The sequence below is a fragment of the Pontimonas salivibrio genome (assembly GCF_002950575.1).
In the GTDB taxonomy this organism is placed as follows: Bacteria; Actinomycetota; Actinomycetes; order Actinomycetales; family Microbacteriaceae; genus Pontimonas; species Pontimonas salivibrio.
Genome location: NZ_CP026923.1, coordinates 33,506 through 52,148, shown reverse-complemented (window position 1 = coordinate 52,148; position 18,643 = coordinate 33,506). Strand labels below are relative to the sequence as shown.

Sequence of the window (18,643 nt, the reverse complement as noted above, 5' to 3'; positions counted from 1 at the left end):
GGCCTCCGCGCCACACCCCACTGGCTCCCGGACTCGTGTGGTTGGTGTGACTATCGTGATATTTCGTGCGAAGCCTTCGTGACAGTGTTATTAGCCTGCCGATCATCACATCGGTCGTTGCCGCCTTGGTGCTGAGTGTCACCATTGTCTGGCACGAACAAGCCTTCGCCAAAGAGTATCCCTCCTGGCAGGACGTTTTAGAGGCCCGGGAGAACGAAGAAAAAACCCAAGAAAAAATCGAAGAGCTTCAAGGCCTGATCGAAGAGCTCGCCACCGAATACCAAGCCGCTGAAGAAGAAGCGGCCAGGCTTGGCCAAATTTTCGTTGAAGCCCAACAAGACCTCGACGACGCCATTTACACCCAAGAACAACTCCAAGCAGAAGCAAATGCCGCAGCGGAAACCGCTGAAGAATCCCGCATGCAAGCGGGCCAATTCGTCGCCGAATTGGCCCGGGTGGGCGGTGGTGACCTCCAGGCCACCATTTTTGTGAACGCTGATGAAGCAGACGGCTTACTGCGACGGTTGGGTTACGCCTCCAAAATTGCCGAACAAACCGACGGCATCTACTCCAAAGCGCTCGCGGATCAAAACACCGCCCAATCGTTAACCGACCAAGCCGAGGTCGCTTCCGACATTCGAGAAGAGCTCCAAGTCGAAGCAGAAGCCACCTTCGAAGTGGCCAATGCTGCGGCAATGCGCGCCGCCCAAGCACTCGACGAACAACTAGAAGCCTCCGCCACCCTCGAAGCACAGCTCGCTGTCCTCATCGAGGAGCGAGAAGCCACCGAAGAGGACTACCAGGCGGGTGTGATCGCCAGACAGCTTTCCGAAGTGCGGGGAATGATCGACCCCGGACAAATTTCCGGGGCAGGGTGGGCACGTCCCACCGGGGGTTACATTTCTAGTCACTTTGGAAACCGCATCCACCCCATTTATGGCACCACCCGCTTCCACGCCGGCATCGACCTTGCCCACCCCTGTGGGCAACCGGTCTATGCCGCAAGGGAAGGCACTGTGTCGTATGCCGGATGGTTGGGTACCGGTGGAAACTTCATTCGCCTCAACCACGGCAACGGGGTTACGACCGGCTATATGCACCTCCAGTCGGGCTCAATGTATGTGAACTTTGGTGAACGGGTGCAGACCGGGCAACTCATTGCCCGCGTGGGCACCACCGGTGGGTCCACGGGTTGCCACCTGCACTTTGAAACCAGGCGTGACTGGGACCCGGTGGACCCGTACTACTTCATGGGTGACCGAGGCGTTCGACTCGGTTAATACCGTTAGGGCACCAAGACAGAGCCCGACCTACTGTCGGAACTGCGTGAATACCGGCAACCCCGGTAGGGGTTACTTCGCGTCGTTGTAGGCCTTCACCGATTCTTCGATGATTTTCTCGGCTTCAGCCTTGTCACTCCAGGCCTCAGTCTTGACCCACTTACCGGGTTCGAGGTCTTTGTAGTGTTCGAAAAAGTGCTCGATTTCTTTCTTCGTGTACTCGGGCACATCGTCAATGTCTTGGATGTAATCCCAGCGGGGATCCCCGGAGGGCACACAGAGCACTTTGGCGTCGACACCACCGTCGTCGGTCATGTTGAATACCGCCACCGGGCGGACTTTCAGACCCACACCGGGAAACAACGGATATTCGGTCATCACGAGGACATCGACCGGGTCGCCGTCATCGGCAAGAGTGTGCTCAATAAAGCCGTAGTCAGCGGGGTACACAAATGACGTGTAGAGCACGCGGTCGAGAAACACTCGACCGGTTTCGTGGTCTACTTCGTATTTGTTGCGTGATCCGCGGGGGATTTCAATGACGGCGGGGTAGTCGGCCATGGGAGTGCTCCTTGAGGGGGTCTCGCAAAAACGTGTCAAGTAACCTTACCGGGTGGCACTAGAGCCCCCAGAAGCCCCCCGGCGCCCCCGGCTCACCCCGCCGATGGCTGATGCCAGGCGGGCCATCACCGACTGCCTAGAAGCAGAAGATGCCGCCCGACCGGGCGGCATTGCCCCTGGTTCTTTGTTTCTTATTGCCGTGAGCGGTGGTGCCGATTCCCTGGCACTCGCCTACGCCGCATCGTTTGTCTTTGCCAGAGCGGGACACCGCGTAGAAGCCATCATCATCGACCACCAACTCCAACATGACTCCGCCGAAGTCGCCCTCACGGCCCAAGAGACCCTGAAGACCATGGGTGTCGACGCTCACATCGTGCCGGTGGATATCGGGCCAATGGATATCAGGTCAGGGGACAGCGAGTCAGGTGATGTGATGTCACGCGAGGTTGCCGGCAACGCCGGCAACATCGAATCGCGTGCACGCGATGCCCGCTACGAGGCCTTGTCTGCTGTGGCGGCATCTCGCGGGGCAACGGCCGTGTTACTCGGTCACACCAAAGACGATCAAGCAGAAACCGTTCTTCTTGGTCTGACCCGTGGGTCTGGGCCACAGAGCATCGCTGGGATGCAGAGCGTCTCTGGACTGTGGTGGCGACCGTTTTTGGGACTCTCCCGGGCGGCAACCGAGCAGGTGTGTGTCGATGCGGGGCTCGCCTGGTGGTCTGACCCCCACAACAGTGAGGATCGTTTTGTCAGACCACGCATTAGACACCGCGTGATGCCGGTGTTGGAGCAACAGTTGGGCCCCGGTGTGGCCGATGCCCTAGTGCGCACTGCGGAACTGGTTCGCCAAGACGGTGAAGTGTTGGATCAGATGGCGAACGACGTCTACGAATCGTTGGGAGACCAGGCCAGCGCAGGAATCGTTCCGGTGGGGCTGTGGCAATCGCAGCCGGCGGCCGTGGTGTCCCGGGTGTTGCGCTTGGTGGCAAAGAATGCTGTGGGGTCCCACCTCAGCCACACCCACACGGAAGCGTTGATGCGCCTGGTCACCCACTGGAGGGGGCAAGGCCCAGTCGATATTCCCGGCGGTAGGGTGGTCAGGCAAGGAGATGAGCTGAGGTTTTCACCCCAGTAAGGCCCGCCACCACAGGGAAGAGCACACCGATGGACACTGTTAATGGACACTGCTGACGTTCAGGGCGATTTAGAGGACATTCTGCTCACTCCGGAGCAGATTTCGACGAGGATCGCCGAAATCGCCCGGGAGATCGAATCGGATCTGGAGGGTGAAACCCCGCTGTTGGTGGGGGTGTTGCGTGGTGCGGTAATGGTGATGGCCGATTTGTCGCGCGAGCTTCGACTGCCGCTGGAAATGGATTGGATGGCGGTGTCCAGTTACGGTAACGACCACAAATCCAGCGGTGTGGTGAAAATTTTGAAAGACCTCGACACCGCCATGGAGGGTCGACACGTGTTGATCGTGGAAGACATTGTCGACTCGGGGCTTACCCTCTCCTGGTTGTTAGAAAACTTCCGCTCCCGCGGGGCACAGTCATTGCGGGTCATGACCCTTCTTCGTAAACCAGACGCCATGACGGTCGATGTGCCGTTGGACTATGTGGGCTTTGATATTCCCAACAAATTTGTTGTCGGTTACGGCTTGGACTACGCCAACCGCTATCGAAGCCTCACCTCAGTGGCTGTGTTGAAACCTGAGGTTTACGGCGGCAACCCGCCAGAGTAAAACTCGCCCGAGTAAAACTCGCCTGAGTAAAACCCGCTGTGGGGGAACCGCCTGGTGGGACAGTCCGAAACCCGAGTAGGAACCCCGCCCCGGAAGGCCAGTGCCAGAAACCGGCACTTAGCCCCCGGCGAACGCTCCGGGGCATCGAACACGCCTGGACGATACTCTTAAGCGTTGGTGTCACCAGCCCCCATCTTGTGAAGTGAGGCATCCGGCCAATGGCCAAAAAGAAAGAGTTTTCCTGGAAGTCGCTTGTGCGCGGACCCATCCCCTACATCGGCGCCGGAGTGTTGGTCGTTGTGGTGGGCCTGTCACTGCTGAACCTCGGTGGTTACCGAAGTATTTCCACCCAAGAAGGCCTCGGGCTCTTACAAGATAACCGCGTGCAAGAAGCCACCATTATCGACATCGAACAACGCGTCGATCTGGAGTTGAAAAACTCGTACGAGAACCAGGGCAACTTGGTGCAGTTTTACTATGTGGCACCCCGCGGTGACGAAGTTGTCGCTGCGGTCAATAACTCCCAGGTGGAATCCTTCACCGACGAAGTTCCCCAAGGAAACTGGTTTCTTAGTTTCCTGGGTCTGATGTTGCCGTTTTTGATTATCGGCATCATCTTCTGGTTCCTGCTCACCTCCATGCAGGGTGGCGGCTCCCGGGTGATGCAGTTTGGAAAATCTAAAGCCAAGCTGGTCAGCAAAGAAACTCCGACGGTAACGTTTGAGGATGTGGCCGGGGCAACAGAAGCCATAGAAGAACTCGACGAAATTAAAGACTTCCTCAAAGACTCGGAGCGGTTTACCAAAGTGGGGGCAAAAATCCCTAAAGGTGTCCTGCTCTATGGCCCACCCGGAACAGGTAAAACACTGCTCGCCCGGGCTGTCGCCGGCGAAGCCAATGTCCCGTTCTATTCCATCTCAGGTTCCGACTTTGTCGAAATGTTTGTCGGTGTGGGAGCCAGTCGTGTGCGCGACCTGTTCAACCAGGCGAAAGAGAACGCCCCGGCGATCATCTTTGTTGACGAAATCGACGCCGTCGGTCGACACCGCGGTGCCGGTATGGGTGGCGGACACGATGAGCGTGAACAAACTCTCAACCAGTTGCTGGTCGAAATGGACGGGTTTGATCCGAAACTAAACGTCATCATGATTGCGGCGACAAACCGGCCCGACATTTTGGACCCAGCACTGCTTCGCCCAGGCCGGTTTGACCGACAAATCCAAGTCGACGCACCGGATATGAAAGGCCGTGCGGCCATTTTGAATGTCCACGCCAAAGGAAAACCGATGGCCAAAGACGTCGACCTCGACGTGTTGGCCAGAAAAACCCCCGGTTTCACCGGGGCAGATTTGGCCAACGTGTTAAACGAAGCCGCACTCCTCACCGCACGCGGTGGGAAGAACAAGCTCACTAACGAACTGCTTGATGAAGCAGTCGATCGGGTGATGGCCGGACCGCAGCGGCGAAGCCGCATGATGTCGGATCAAGAAAAACTGATTACTGCCTATCACGAGGGCGGCCACGCTTTAGCTGCTGCGGCGATGCGTAACACCGATCCGGTCACGAAGGTCACCATTTTGCCCAGAGGCCGTGCACTCGGTTACACCATGGTGGTTCCCCTCGACGACAAATATTCGGTGACCAGAAATGAACTTCTCGATCAGTTGACCTACGCCATGGGTGGCCGTGTTGCCGAAGAAATTGTCTTTCGGGATCCCACTACGGGTGCATCTAATGACATTGAGAAGGCCACCAGTATCGCCAGGCGCATGGTCACCGAATTTGGCATGAGTAGTGACGTCGGTGCGGTGAAACTGGGTCAAGCAAGCGGTGAAGTGTTTTTGGGCCGTGACATGGGACACCAAAGGGACTATTCGGACTCGGTGGCGGAACGTGTCGACCAAGAAGTGCGGGCGCTGATTGACAACGCCCACAAAGAAGCGTGGAAAGTCTTAAGCGATAACCGCAGCATTTTGGACCGCCTCGCCACGGAACTGTTGGAAAAAGAAACCCTCGACCACCACCAGTTGGCTGACATTTTTGACGGCGTAAAGCAGCTGCCCGAGCGGCCACTCTGGCGCTCCTATGAAGGCCGTCCGCAGTCGAAAAAGCCACCGGTGAAAGTACCGGAAAAACCCAAAGCTCCGGCGAAAAAAGCTCCGGCTAAAAAGGCCGCTCCAAAGAAGCCTGCCGCGAAGTCGACGGCCAAGTCGGCGACAGCAGGGAAGCCGGCCGGCACAGGCTCTCGCAACACTTCCAGTTCCGATGGTTCCCCTTCCCAAACCACCGGTTCCGATACCCCATCGGGTGCGTAATGCTCACCCACCAACAGGGCACTGGAGCTCACCGGGTAGACGCGCTGAGTGTGGCAGGTGGGTCGTTTCGTGGATGACCAAAGGCTCCAGGATGCCGTCACCGAACTGCTAGAAGCCTTGGGGGAAAACCCCGAGCGTGATGGTTTGCAGGGCACACCAGGGCGGGTCAGCAAGCTGTTCCAGGAGCTCTACCGCGGTGTCGGGATTGACCCAGTGACTGTGCTGGAGGAAGCACGGCCTTTGGCCGAAGCAGAAGATCAGTTCGGTGATTTTGTCGCCCTTCGCGGCATCGCTTTTAGTTCCATCTGTGAACACCACCTTCTGCCTTTTCGGGGCACAGCGGATGTGGGGTACCAACCGGCAGACAAACTGGTCGGTTTGGGAATCCTGGCCGACGTTGTCGAAATCGCCGCGTCCAGGCCACAAATGCAAGAGCGCCTGGGCGACATGGTCGCCGACGCTCTTGTCCGCTCCGGCGTTGCCGCCGGTTCGGTAGTGGTCTTGCGTGGAGAGCACGGTTGTGTCCAGCACCGCGGACCAAAACTGTCCGAATCAGAAACCGTCACCGTGGCGACCGCGGGAAGCTTTCGTGACCCGGCCGCCAGGCGAGAAGCACTGTTATCGATGGGTAGTGCACCATTAGCTGACGCTGACCCGACGCTCCCACACGGAAGCAACTAGGGGCTGAAGTAGTGAGCGTCCAGGTCCCGGCGTTGTGGGGAGTGTTAAACGTCACCCCCGATTCGTTTAGTGACGGAGGCCTCTACCTTGACCCGGATGCAGCCATCGCCCGGGGTGTGCAGATGGCCTTGGATGGTGCGAGCGTCATTGATGTGGGTGCCGAATCCACGAGGCCAGGTGCCACACGAATCGATGCGGACACAGAGATTGCTCGACTGGAACCCGTGGTGCGGGGCCTGGTGGAAGAAGGAATCATTGTCAGTGTCGACACGATGCGCTCGGACACAGCACTGCGCATGGTGGAGTGTGGTGCGGACATCATTAACGACGTATCCGGTGGCCAAGCCGACCCGGAAATGTTCCACCGCATTGCGACAGCCGGTGTCGACTACGTGATGATGCACTGGCGTGGCCACAGTGACCAGATGGACTCTCTCGCCCACTACGGCGACGTCGTCAGCGACGTAGTCGCTGAGCTTGGCACGCGCCGTGATGCTGCCGTAGACGCCGGTATTGACCCTGAGCGGATCATGCTGGACCCAGGGCTAGGTTTTGCCAAAAACACCGAGCACAACTGGGAGCTTCTTCGAGGTATCGAGGCCATCGCCCAGATGGGACACGACGTGCTCGTGGGAGGCTCCAGGAAACGATTCCTCGGAGCACTGCTGCCTGAAGGACACACTGCCACTGAGCGAGACGGAGTCTCCGTCGCGCTCAGTGTCGCGCTCGCCGGTAGGGGAGTGCGAGCACTTCGGGTCCATGAACCGAGCCAACACCGGGTGGCCCTTGAGGTCTGGCGCCGCGCGCAACCAGGAGGTGAGTAGTGGCTGATCGGATTGTCGTGACCGGGTTAGAACTGTGGGGCTACCACGGGGTGTTTGACCATGAAAAACAAGACGGCCAGCGCTTCCTCATCGACTTAGACATTGAGTTGGACACTGCTGTGTCCGCCGACAGTGAGGATGTGGCAGACACCGTGAACTATGCCGAACTCATCGACGCGGTCGAGGCGGTCGTCACCGGAGAGCCGGTGGACCTGATTGAAACCTTGGCAGCGAAGGTGCTGGGTGTGGTGTGGGAATTTCCACAACCTGTGGCCGCAACGGTGACCGTTCACAAACCGGGTGCCCCGCTGTCACAGAAGGTGGCAGATATCGCTGTCACCGTGACGAGGAATCGACCAGAATCGACACCATGAGTCACGAAGATATCCCGGCTGCTGCCACACCGGTCGAACATGAGGCGCGTGATCGGGCCTTGCTGCCCCGCGAACATTGGCATCACGCAGTGGTGGCTCTGGGCAGCAACCTGGGTGACCGGGAGGAAACACTGTTCCAGGCTGTTGCCGACCTGAGGGCCACTGAAGGAATTCGTGTCCTCGTTGAATCTGGCCTTCACGAGACGGTGGCGCTCACCGCATCCGGTTATGACGACACAGCACCGGGCTATGTGAACCAAGTTGTCTTGATCGAAACGGCATGGCAACCAGAAGCCCTGTTAGACATTTTGTTAGGAATCGAAGCTCAGCACGGCAGAACGCGCGATGGAACCGCGTATGCCAACCGCACACTCGATCTGGACCTCATCAGCTACGACGATGTCCAGTCACACTCGTCGCGGCTCACTCTTCCCCACCCCCGCGCGCACGAACGAGAGTTCGTGCTTCGCCCGTGGAGTGAAATCGATCCAGAGGCCACCCTTCCGGGCCTTGGCCCGGTCAGGCAACTACTCAGCCATTTAGGGGACCAGGTAGTTTCCCAGGCCAACCCCACCGGAGCCCAGGAGCAGGCGTGACTCCCACTCGCCCGGGGATCATCACAGCGTTGTTCGCCGTGGGGGCGGTAGTCATGTTTGTGGCCGAAATGGTGTTGGTGCGAATGGGCGAACCGGTGTTCACCCCATCACTCACCCTCGGAGTCACCCTGCTACTTATTGGGGGACTCTTGCCGGCACTGGCCTGGCCTATTCGACAGGCCACGAAAGACAGGTCGGACGCTAAAGACGATGCGCCCACGACAAGGGCACCCGCAATAAATCCCTTTTACGCGATGAGGGTGTTACTTCTCGCGAAAGCCGGATCCCTCACAGGCGCCCTATTGGCCGGTGTGGGCGTGGGTGTTGTGGTCTTTTTCTTGGGACGAATGGTGGTCGTCTGGGATTCGGTGATTGTCGCCGCTGTGACAGGACTCGGCGGAGTCATTCTGGTGGTCGGTAGTCTGCTAGCCGAGCGCTGGTGTCAAATACCACCCAGCGACGACGACAATTCCGCAGTGGAAGGAGAACTCGCATGAGTGACACCGAACCCACTTCGCCCTCAGAAGGCAACGCTGGTAATGCCGCTGTGCATGCCGGTCCCACCGATTCTGCGGTGGCCAATAGTGAGCAGGAAGAGATTACCTGGCAGGGCATTTCACCCAAACACATGGTCGACGAATTTGTCACCCTCGGCTTTCTTTTTGCGCTCATTATCGGCGCCACCCTGCTGCCACTCCTTCGCCCCGACGTGCTGCCACCATTTCTGGCGTGGATTGTCTTTGGACTGGCCGTAGTCGTCGGAGTGGGAAACCTCGTCCTGGTGCCCTTCAGGGTTCGAGCCATGCGCTACTGGCTTCGAGATGACGACTTTGTGTTTCGCCGCGGAGTGATCTTCCAACGTCAAGTCGCTGTCCCCTACGGCAGGTTGCAATTGGTCGACATCAACCGCGGGCCCTTGTCTCGCCTTCTCGGTTTGGCAGAAATTCGACTCGTTACCGCAGCGGCAAGCTCCGGCGTCACGATTCCAGGAATCGTGATGGCCGATGCGGAAGTGCTCCGTGACGACCTTGTCGCGCTCGCCGAATCGAGGCGAGCAGGACTGTGACGGAGGCGGCGAATGGGCCAGCCCCCACCAAACGCGCCCAGACATACGCCGATGGGGACTGGCACCGACTACACCCACTGACCCCAGTGCTCCGCGGGGGTTTAGCAGTAGCCGCCGTTGCGGGTGTGTTTCTGGCTACCGTGTGGGACCAAGCCCTATCAGCGTTCTCGAACTACCTGGTCTACCAAGAGTTTCCGGACACCGAAATTGGTGAATTACCTCCACTGCCATTTGGGGGTTCCCTGCTGGTGGGGACAGGACTCATCCTGTTGGTGGCTGCTTTAGGTGCCGGGTGGCTGTGGCTGACCTGGTTTATGCACACCGTGCGCATTGACGATGACGTGATTGAAGTGCGAGACGGGGTGCTATTTCGCACACACCGCCGTGCACGGCGAGACCGAATCAACAGTGTCGCCATTTGGCGACCACTCATCCCCAGACTTCTCGGTTTGTCAAAACTGGAATTCCAGGCAGCAGGATCTGACGCGAACGTCAGCCTGTCCTACCTCGCCTACCCAGTGGCAACCGAACTTCGACGCATTGTCGTGCAGTCAGAGCACAGCCACAGGGAGCCAAGTCAGAGCCAGCACAGCCAGAGCATGGAGGGTGCCACCGATGCAGAGGGTGGTAATTCCGCCGCAGTGGGTGACTCTGTCGATTACGCCACGGTTGCTTTGGGGGGAAGCGACGGTGTGGAACCGGACGTGGTCCGCCACGTCGAAGTGCCCTTCGGTCGACTTTTAGGTTCGCTGATTGTGAGCTTGGAAACCTTTTGGTTCGTTCTGGTGTTTGCGGTGATCATCGGGGGGTTCGTGATCACCGGGGATCTGGAGTGGTGGATTGGGGCGTTTCCTGCTGCCTTGGTCTATGTGATCTCCATTGCCAGGGGGTGGACTAGGGCCAGCCAATTCCGGTTAGAAACAGTGGGTGATTCGGTTCGAGTCAGCTACGGCTTGCTCTCAACAACCGCTGCCAGTATTCCCCCCGACAAGGTTCACGCCCTCCACATCTCACAACCGTGGCCGTGGCGGCTTTTTGGTTGGTGGCGAGTCGAAATACACCGCGCGATCACCCCAGGCCAGTCCGAATCAAACCAAGGCCCCTCACACCAAATGGTTCTGCCCGTTGGCCACCTAGATGACGTTCGCACTGTGGCGAAGTTGTTTGTTCACGAAGCTCTAGGCGACCGCGGCCTCGCTGCCATCGAGGCCGGAGCGACCGGCTCGCTCGCCCAGACACTGGCGGCGGACAACACATCCTTGGATCACGACACCGCGGGACGCGGTGGCACAGACGACCTCATCATTCGACCGGGCAGGATGGCACGCCTGCGCCTCATTTTGTCCTTCCACGTTCACAGCCTCGGGATTATTGAGGGCGCCCTGTGGCTTCGCACCGGAGTTCTGGTGCGAAAGTTGGGGATTGTGCCCCTTCGCCGCATTCAAAGCGCTGCGCGCTTTCGCGGCCCGTGGCACGCAATTACCGGTTTAGACGGGTTGGAATGCAATATCGTTCCAGGGCCCGGAGTGACACGCATGGTGGGGTTTGAAAAGACTGACGCCAGACCATTCTTGGAAACTCTTTCCACGCGAATAGTGCGAGCAATTGAACACAACCGTGAAACCAGCACCGGGCACCTCACCCCACCACGCCCAGACACTGTGAGCCCCACTGCGTTAAGTGCCACTGCAACCACGCAACAGATAGGCCACGAATCGTGAATCACGACGCCAGGATGGGCATTGGGTTAGTCGGTGACTCACCGGCTGGAGCCGTCATGGCGCAAGCGTTGGCCGGAGCCGGTCACGCACTGATCGGTAGGAGTGCCCCACCGGAAGATCGTGCCGACCACGTCGAAGCACTCTTGCCCGGTGTACCGGTCATGGACATTGACGACATTATTCGCCGCAGCGAGATGGTGATTCTCGCCACTGATGGCGACGCACTCGCCCATGTGGTGGACGACATTGACACCAAGAAACTCTGCCAACCAGGCCAAATTGTCTGCCAACTCTCCGCACACGACTCCCTTGAGTCACTGGCACCCGTGATGGCCCAAGGGGCCATCACGGTGCGCCTTGTGCCCTTGTTGCCACTGACCGGACATTCGTTAGATATCAGGCGCCTAAGAGGCGCATGGTGTGGTGTGGTGGCGCACGGCCCAGTAGCGCCCATCGGTCAAGCCTTGGCCCTCGAGATGGGGATGGAAGCGCTCGTGATTAGCCCCGAAGCGGAAACGGCTTTTAACGAGAGCGTGGCGCTCGCGACGGAGCAGACCCAACGTTTCGTTAACGCGTCCCTCCAACCGCTGCTGGATGCCGGTGTTGACCACGCACCACAGGCGCTTCAAAGCCTCCTGCACGCCACCATTGACGGCATCATTCGAAGTCACTCAGTAGACCAACCTGATGGTGTGACTGCGTCTGAACTGCTCGACATGGACGGCTTTGGCCCAGAAATACCAGGCAGTGACCCCACTGGCCAGCAACCGCATCATCCAGAGGCCCGGTAGTGATTACCAGCGCCCAAGACATGCAGGCGTGGTCCAAGCGTGTCCACGGTGCGGGGGAAACCATTGGTTTTGTCCCCACAATGGGCTCACTACACCGCGGGCACCTCTCGTTAATCGAAAAGGCTCGAGCTGCAGCCGACCATGTCGTAGTCAGTATTTTCGTGAACCCCCTGCAATTTGGCCCAGGAGAAGATTTTGAGCGCTACCCGCGCTCACTCGAATCAGACCTAGAAGCCCTCCGCCACAGTGGCGTGGATGTGGTGTTCACCCCAGGACTGTCCGACATTTATCCGGATGGGCCAGAAAACACCCCCACGCTGAGCGCGGGGGAAATCGGTGATGTGTTCGAGGGAGAACACCGCCCGGGCCATTTCGACGGTGTCCTCACCGTCGTGGCCCGGTTGTTTCAGCTTGTGGCCTGTGACGTGGCAGTGTTTGGCAAAAAAGACGCCCAACAACTCATCGCTATTGAACAGATGGTTGCTCGCGAAGGGTTCCCGGTAAAAATCATCCGTGGAGATATCGTCCGCGACGATGACGGTTTGGCGCTGAGCTCACGAAACGTGTATCTCACGCCGGAGGGAAGGGCTGATGCCCTGATCCTGCAACGGGAACTGCGCGCCATTGAAAACGCCTCCAACACAACTGACCCCACAGACTCACTGGAGCGAATCAAACAGGCACGCCAGGTGCTGCGCGAAGCCCCAGGGATTGAACTTGATTACCTTGAGGCTGTATCCAGTGACACCTTCACACCCTGGGAGCAGCACCCAACCGGCGAAATGGTCGTTGTGGGGGCCATTCGGGTCGGCACGACCCGACTACTCGATAACGTGTGGATGCCGAGCGTTGGAGCGCACAGCTCAGGCCAGTAAAGCCCAGCCCAGTAGAGCCCAGCCCAGTAGAGCCCAGCCCAGTACAGCCCAGCAGGGCCCAATGCCACCGCACGCAGCAAACCAGCGTATGACGCTCCATCAGCCGACGGGTCTCAGTAGGCTGGAGGGCGTGCGCCCCTGCACACCTTTTTGGTGGTAGTGGTGAATGCGGTAGTCCTCAATAGCGGCCAACTGGTTTAGGGATTAAGACTGCTGCACGGGGGCCCAAGCCCCGCACTACAGCGAAGCTCCACCCAAGCGAAATTGAGACATCACATGGAACAACAGCCCACCGGTTCAGAGTCGGCCGCCGATGACGCCTTCGAAGATGTTGTCGAACAGCAGGCCGTGCGTATGGCAAAGAGGGCCGACATGCTCTCTGCCGGTGTGGAGGCCTACCCGGTGGAGTTGCCCATCACCACCACCATTCCGGAGGTGCGGGAGCGCTTCGGCCATTTAGAGGCCGAAGCGAAGACTGGTGAACATGTTGGGGTCGCCGGTCGTGTGATGCATGTGCGATTGACCGGGAAGCTTGCTTTTGTCGCCCTGCAAGATGGTGCGGGCACCCCACTGCAGGCCATGGTGTCGTTTGGTGAAGTGGGCGAAGAATCTTTTGGCCACTTTCGGGACTGGGTAGACCTTGGCGATCACCTTTTCGTCTCCGGTGAAGTGGTCACTTCAAAACGCGGTGAGCTATCTATCTGGGTATCCACCTGGCACATTGCCGCTAAGGCACTGTTGCCTCTGCCCAACCTTCACAGTGACCTGAACGAAGAAACACGGGTTCGACAGCGCTACCTGGACCTCATTGTCCGGCAACAAGCCAGGGACACTGTGCGCACCAGGGCATCGGTGATGCGCTCCCTTCGAGACACCTTCGCAGAACACGACTACCTCGAAGTGGAAACCCCGATGTTGCAAACTCTGCACGGTGGTGCCACCGCACGACCCTTTGTGACCCACTCCAACGCTTTTGATACCGAACTGTTTTTGCGGATTGCACCGGAGCTTTTTCTGAAGCGCGCGGTTGTCGGAGGTATTGAGCGCGTTTTCGAAATCAACCGCAACTTCAGAAACGAAGGCGCAGACTCCACCCACAGCCCAGAGTTTTCCATGCTGGAGGCCTACCAGGCCTATGGCAACTACAACACCATGGCCGACCTCACCCAAGAACTCGTCCAAAGCGCCGCCAGCGCGGTCGCTGGCGGCCATGTCGTGACCTGGTCTGATGGCACCGAGTACGACCTGGGTGGCCAGTGGGACAGGTTGTCGCTGTATGGCTCGTTGTCGGAAAAAGCTGGTGAAGAAATCACTCCTGACACGGACGCCACGACCTTGCAGAAAATGGCGGACTCGTTGGAGCTTGAGGTGGCACTACCCACCCACGGGAAACTGGTTGAAGAGCTGTGGGAACACTTTGTGAAACCAGGCCTCGTCGCGCCCACATTTGTGATGGACTTCCCCGTCGACACCTCACCCTTGGTGCGCGACCACCGGGACATTGACGGTGTGGTTGAGAAGTGGGACCTCTATGTCAGAGGTTTCGAACTCGCCACCGGCTATTCAGAACTTGTGGACCCGGTCATTCAACGGGAGCGTTTCGTGCTCCAAGCTCAGCTTGGAGCACAGGGTGACCATGAGGCCATGAGGCTCGATGAAGATTTCCTCCGCGCTCTTGAGCACGGCATGCCACCTAGTGGCGGAATGGGAATGGGCATCGATCGCCTATTGATGGCTCTGACGGGCTTGGGCATCCGCGAGACCATTCTGTTTCCTCTGGTTAAGTAATCCGGGCTGGGCACACCACGGCAATGTCGGTATCTAATCCTGATCGGACGAGAGATGTGGCCAACGATGGCGGGGGTCTGACTCATTTGGCTTTAGGCCCTCGAAGGAATCCGGGAATTCAGGTCCTCCGGGCCGTTGCGGTCGTGGCCGTGATCGTTTTTCATCTCAACAAGGAGTGGCTTCCCGGCGGTTTTCTCGGTGTGGACATCTTCTTCGTCATTTCGGGTTTTGTCATTACCCTCTCTCTGCTTCGAGATTGGTCACCCGGTTTGGGAGGGATGCTTTTTCGCTTTTATTCGAGGCGATTCCTCCGCATCGCACCCGCCCTATTTGTGTTCCTTGCCGTGGCAGCGGTTTTTGTTGCCCTTTTCATCCCGCGCGGGTTCTTCCTAGGTGGGGATGGGCCAAAAACCGCGCTTGCCGCGAGTGTTGGCTTGGGCAATATTTCCCTTTACTTATCTGACCAGGGGTACTTCAACGAGCGCTTAGCCTTCAACGCGTTCTCTCACACGTGGTCACTCGGCGTCGAAGAGCAGTTTTACCTGATCTTTCCGCTCTTATTGTGGGTGGGAATCTGGGCCGCGGCGCGGAGCGCTGGTTGGCAAAGTCGATTGCTCGCCATGGCTGCTATCGCTATTGCCACGGTTTTTTCCTTCATTTGGTCTGTCTGGGAGACCACGGCCAACCCCATTGGTGCGTTTTACCTGTTGACCTCGCGGTTTTGGGAATTAGGCGCAGGGGCACTACTTGCTTTGGCCTTTGCGTTAGGGCTGATGCGGCCCCCGAGGGGCCGTTGGGTCAGTGTCCTCCTCGTGCTTGGTGCTGCCGCGGTGGTGTGGGCGCTGTTGTTTGCCGATCAGGCCTCGTTCCCTTTCCCGTGGGCGATACCCGCAGTGATGGGCACAGCGGTGATGATTGCCGCGCTTCAGGCCAGTCCCGAGGAACTACCGCAGTTCGGCAAGACGGTGTTTCACAACCCGATTGCCATCACTGTGGGTGACTGGTCCTACTCCCTCTACCTCTGGCATTGGGCGTTCATTGTGTTCTTACGCTGGACAATTGGTCTCGAACTGTGGTGGCACTACGTGCTCGCGACGGTACTCACCTTCCTCTTTGGGTGGATGTCGTATCGCTTTGTGGAGCAACCCATCCTGCGGCAAAAATTCCACCTGTCGCTTTCACCCCGCAAAATGGTCGCGGCGGCAGTCGCGACCACGGTGTTTGTCGCCGGTTCTCTTTATTTAGGGGATAAAGGGACCAAACGGTTTCTGTCCTTGAGTGTGACCTCGCAAGGCCAACTTTTTGATCCCCCAGCGTCAGTAGGTGACCCTGAAGACGAATATGCGGAGTATGCAGGGTGGGCAGAGGGTCGCACGGTGTTTGTTGTGGGCGATTCTCATGCTGGGCACTTTGGAACATTGCTCACCGAATTACGCGCTGTGGCCGGATTTGACTACCGAGTAGTGGACGACCGGCAATGCCGTGTCGTCAGTTTGTTGACCCCACGCGATGGCTGCACCGAGTACCAGGATGTTGTTGAGGAGATTATCGCGTCGTCACAACCCGGCGACCTTGTGCTGTTCTCCTCGCTTCGCACACCACGGATTTCGAGTCTGATTGATGGTCAAACACAAAGCCAACAGGCAATCCTGGACGACTTCATGGTTACTCAAACGGCGGAAGTTGAAGAGCAAGTGTTGGTGGAAGCAAGGGAGCCATTAATGACTCTCAAAGAAGCGGGTCTGGTTGTGACGATACCTTCGCCCACTCCGGTTTTCCCTTCGCCGGTTTTTCGCTGCGCTGATTGGTTTAACCAGATGAACCCCCAATGCCAGGGCGGTTTTTCTGTGTCCCGGCAATACATCGACACACTCGCCGCCCCGGCCAATCAACGCATCAGCGTCCTCGAACAAGAAGGCCTGGTAACCAGATGGGACACTTTTTCCACGCTGTGTCCGGGGTTGGAGTGCGAGACCCTCCGGGATGGCCACCACATGTTTTATGACGGCGACCATTTGAGTAGGTGGGGAAACTACCTACTCATGCCAAGTTTCATCGAACTTCTCAGCACTGAATAGGGTGACCCCGTCTCGTAGGTCGCCACTACTGACTTTGAAACAAGAGCACTGTTGCCGGTGAAAACCCTCTAAAGGATGGGTTTTTCATCCGCGCCAAGCCCCCGCTTGGCGCGCTCTTGATCTTCAATGTCCGCGTATGCCTTACGTTCACCGCGGTCCGCGCTCAAGATTGAGCGCATGATGAACCAAAAAATCAGTCCGATGAGGATGGTGGGGGTGACGGAGTACAGGGCGTTTAGCCAAAAGTTTTCAATCACAGCGCCATCCCTACAGAAGCAATAACCCAACTCACCACAATTAACCCGACGATGGCGATTAATCCCACCCGGGCTGGGGGCATCGACGACTTCTTCATGTCAGAAGCCCGGCTGGTTGTTTGGAGAAACACATTCGCAGTTTAAGGCGGGTAGCTGTTAGCGGGCTTTAGACCCAGAAGGTCGGGCTTTTAATCGAACACTGGGCATTTCCGGCGCAGGAAGTGCTACCATGTGGTCAAGATGGCCAAACCGGTGAGATCCATCGGCTAACCCTTCTTGCCACTGGGTCCTCGCTGCTTCAACGTCTTCATGGGTTCGGCCCACAAAGTTCCACCACATGACCAACTCTTCCTCGAAGGGTTGACCCCCAATCAGGATTACTCGTGTAAAGGTGTCGCCACTGGTCATTGTCAGGGTGTCGCTCCCGGTGGGCAGATAGCCCAGGTGGTGTTCGGAAACCACTTCACCCTGAAGTTCTAGTTCCCCGTGGTCTACCAACAGTCCATGCTCAAATGACGAGTCCACCCTTAGGGTCAGAGTGTGTCCTGCCGGGAGGTCAATTTGGGCTGCGACCATAGGCCAATAGTGTGGTGCGTCGACAACGCCCACATCAGGCAGTTGGCCGGTAATGAGTTGAACTTTGGCACCGCCAACATCTGCTGCCAGCGAGGCTCGGACATCAAAGTGTGGTGGTTGATCTCGGTGTGAATCCGGCATTGCGACCCACAACTGCACACCGTGCAAGGTGGTGGTTTCTGGTGTGGAAATTTCCGAGTGTTGAATACCGTGGCCCGCTGTCATCAGGTGCAACTCGCCGGGCTGAACGAGCGCATCCGATCCGGTCGAGTCGCGGTGATGAATAGCACCCTCAAATAGCCAACTCACGGTTTGTAACCCGGTGTGGGGGTGTGGTGCCACCTGCATACCCCCGGTCACACTGACCGGGTCCGGCCCGTAGTGGTCCAAAAAACACCAGGGCCCAATGGTGGTGCGATGTCTACTGGGCAGAGTGCGCCGAACGGTCATCGTCCGTAGGCCCCCAAGAGGCACCTCGCGAGGGGATGTAACAACTGGGCCAGCAGAAGGTATCGAAATGGCGGTACTGCCGTTAACTGGCGGTTCGCCCACATCTGTTCTCGACGTATAGCCCACTTCCCAAAATGTCGCCTGAATGGTTCTAATCATTGATTCCGACACTACTTGGGGCGGTCTTGGAGGCTCCCGATTACTGCGTCGCAACAAAAGGGCCAACTCAGGGCACCTGGTTCGGAGCAAAAATGCACCGAACCCCAATTTTGCCTATCCCACCAGTTACTCGGGATTCGATGGACAGCCAGACCGGACAGTCGCTCAATGAAGCCGAGCGGAAGTGTGGAAAGGAGTACTCTCATTTCCTCAATTAGGGTCCAATTTTCAGCCAGGCTTCTTCTGGTTTTAATCTTCTCCCAAACGTCCCGTATTGGCCTCTGGTAGGAAAAACCGTTTAGCGCGTGCACAGCTAGGGGGGCAGGCGAAACGTACGGTGGGCCCCACTGGTCAAGGAATTGCAGCCCGAGCGCGTAATCTTCCGCGATTTGTCGGGGGCCTAGATAGGTTCTCTCGGAATCTAAGGAACTCGAATAAAAAAGGGTTGAAGGGTGGGGAAGCCCTGTGAGGCCCTTTTCCAGGAGTCCCGCGAATTTCTCCCCA

The 18,643-nt window shown here is 58.0% G+C and carries 19 protein-coding genes; 15 read left to right on the top strand and 4 right to left on the bottom strand.

Going from position 1 to position 18,643, the window contains the following annotated elements:
• Positions 1-65 precede the first annotated feature (65 nt).
• Complete coding sequence (locus C3B54_RS00255; RefSeq protein WP_104912723.1) at positions 66-1,280, top strand: M23 family metallopeptidase; 1,215 nt, start codon at positions 66-68, stop codon at positions 1,278-1,280.
• A gap of 72 nt (positions 1,281-1,352) precedes the next feature.
• Here C3B54_RS00255 and ppa read toward each other — a convergent pair whose 3' ends face one another.
• Positions 1,353-1,841 carry an inorganic diphosphatase gene (gene ppa, locus C3B54_RS00250; protein ID WP_104912722.1) on the bottom strand — a complete coding sequence of 163 codons (489 nt, stop codon included), beginning with the start codon at positions 1,839-1,841 and terminating at the stop codon, positions 1,353-1,355.
• Between the two features lie 52 nt (positions 1,842-1,893).
• Between ppa and tilS the strand changes: the two genes are divergently transcribed.
• From tilS to C3B54_RS00180, 14 genes are all read left to right on the top strand, one after another.
• Positions 1,894-2,979 carry a tRNA lysidine(34) synthetase TilS gene (gene tilS / locus C3B54_RS00245; RefSeq protein ID WP_245867947.1) on the top strand — a complete coding sequence of 362 codons (1,086 nt, stop codon included), beginning with the start codon at positions 1,894-1,896 and terminating at the stop codon, positions 2,977-2,979.
• A gap of 42 nt (positions 2,980-3,021) precedes the next feature.
• On the top strand, positions 3,022-3,588 hold the full coding sequence (hpt, locus tag C3B54_RS00240; RefSeq protein WP_104912720.1) for a hypoxanthine phosphoribosyltransferase: 567 nt from the start codon (positions 3,022-3,024) through the stop codon (positions 3,586-3,588).
• A gap of 218 nt (positions 3,589-3,806) precedes the next feature.
• Positions 3,807-5,903 carry an ATP-dependent zinc metalloprotease FtsH gene (gene ftsH, locus C3B54_RS00235; RefSeq protein ID WP_104912719.1) on the top strand — a complete coding sequence of 699 codons (2,097 nt, stop codon included), beginning with the start codon at positions 3,807-3,809 and terminating at the stop codon, positions 5,901-5,903.
• Between the two features lie 69 nt (positions 5,904-5,972).
• Complete coding sequence (folE, locus tag C3B54_RS00230; protein WP_104914162.1) at positions 5,973-6,584, top strand: GTP cyclohydrolase I; 612 nt, start codon at positions 5,973-5,975, stop codon at positions 6,582-6,584.
• A gap of 11 nt (positions 6,585-6,595) precedes the next feature.
• Positions 6,596-7,408 carry a dihydropteroate synthase gene (gene folP, locus C3B54_RS00225; protein ID WP_104912718.1) on the top strand — a complete coding sequence of 271 codons (813 nt, stop codon included), beginning with the start codon at positions 6,596-6,598 and terminating at the stop codon, positions 7,406-7,408.
• Positions 7,408-7,782 (top strand): dihydroneopterin aldolase, encoded by a 375-nt coding sequence (gene folB, locus C3B54_RS00220; protein ID WP_104912717.1) that lies wholly within the window; start codon positions 7,408-7,410, stop codon positions 7,780-7,782. Before folP ends, folB begins: the two co-directional genes overlap by 1 nt.
• The gene (gene folK, locus C3B54_RS00215) at positions 7,779-8,378 is read left to right on the top strand and encodes a 2-amino-4-hydroxy-6-hydroxymethyldihydropteridine diphosphokinase (protein ID WP_104912716.1); all 600 of its coding nucleotides are present in this window, start codon (positions 7,779-7,781) and stop codon (positions 8,376-8,378) included. Before folB ends, folK begins: the two co-directional genes overlap by 4 nt.
• Complete coding sequence (locus tag C3B54_RS00210; RefSeq protein ID WP_104912715.1) at positions 8,375-8,875, top strand: DUF3180 domain-containing protein; 501 nt, start codon at positions 8,375-8,377, stop codon at positions 8,873-8,875. Before folK ends, C3B54_RS00210 begins: the two co-directional genes overlap by 4 nt.
• Complete coding sequence (locus C3B54_RS00205; protein WP_245867946.1) at positions 8,872-9,444, top strand: PH domain-containing protein; 573 nt, start codon at positions 8,872-8,874, stop codon at positions 9,442-9,444. The genes C3B54_RS00210 and C3B54_RS00205 overlap by 4 nt, the downstream gene beginning before the upstream one ends.
• A complete protein-coding gene (locus C3B54_RS00200; RefSeq protein WP_104912714.1) occupies positions 9,441-11,165 on the top strand; it encodes a PH domain-containing protein in 1,725 nt (574 codons plus the stop codon). Before C3B54_RS00205 ends, C3B54_RS00200 begins: the two co-directional genes overlap by 4 nt.
• Complete coding sequence (locus tag C3B54_RS00195) at positions 11,162-11,956, top strand: DUF2520 domain-containing protein (RefSeq protein WP_158665437.1); 795 nt, start codon at positions 11,162-11,164, stop codon at positions 11,954-11,956. The genes C3B54_RS00200 and C3B54_RS00195 overlap by 4 nt, the downstream gene beginning before the upstream one ends.
• A complete protein-coding gene (panC, locus tag C3B54_RS00190) occupies positions 11,956-12,831 on the top strand; it encodes a pantoate--beta-alanine ligase (protein ID WP_245867945.1) in 876 nt (291 codons plus the stop codon). The genes C3B54_RS00195 and panC overlap by 1 nt, the downstream gene beginning before the upstream one ends.
• Positions 12,832-13,107: 276 nt before the next feature.
• Positions 13,108-14,619, top strand: coding sequence for a lysine--tRNA ligase (lysS, locus tag C3B54_RS00185; protein ID WP_104912712.1), 1,512 nt, complete (start codon positions 13,108-13,110; stop codon positions 14,617-14,619).
• A gap of 23 nt (positions 14,620-14,642) precedes the next feature.
• Complete coding sequence (locus C3B54_RS00180) at positions 14,643-16,697, top strand: acyltransferase family protein (RefSeq protein ID WP_104912711.1); 2,055 nt, start codon at positions 14,643-14,645, stop codon at positions 16,695-16,697.
• Positions 16,698-16,765: 68 nt separating this feature from the next.
• Here the strand turns inward: C3B54_RS00180 and C3B54_RS00175 are convergent, their stop codons facing one another.
• From C3B54_RS00175 to C3B54_RS00170, 3 genes are read right to left on the bottom strand one after another with little or no spacing between them, the layout of a single operon-like run.
• A complete protein-coding gene (locus C3B54_RS00175; RefSeq protein WP_342749543.1) occupies positions 16,766-16,954 on the bottom strand; it encodes a hypothetical protein in 189 nt (62 codons plus the stop codon).
• Entirely contained in the window at positions 16,951-17,085 is a 135-nt protein-coding gene (locus tag C3B54_RS08960; RefSeq protein ID WP_281256238.1) for a hypothetical protein, read from the bottom strand. Before C3B54_RS08960 ends, C3B54_RS00175 begins: the two co-directional genes overlap by 4 nt.
• 25 nt (positions 17,086-17,110) lie before the next feature.
• Positions 17,111-17,980, bottom strand: coding sequence for a pirin family protein (locus C3B54_RS00170; RefSeq protein ID WP_245867943.1), 870 nt, complete (start codon positions 17,978-17,980; stop codon positions 17,111-17,113).
• Positions 17,981-18,643 lie beyond the last annotated feature (663 nt).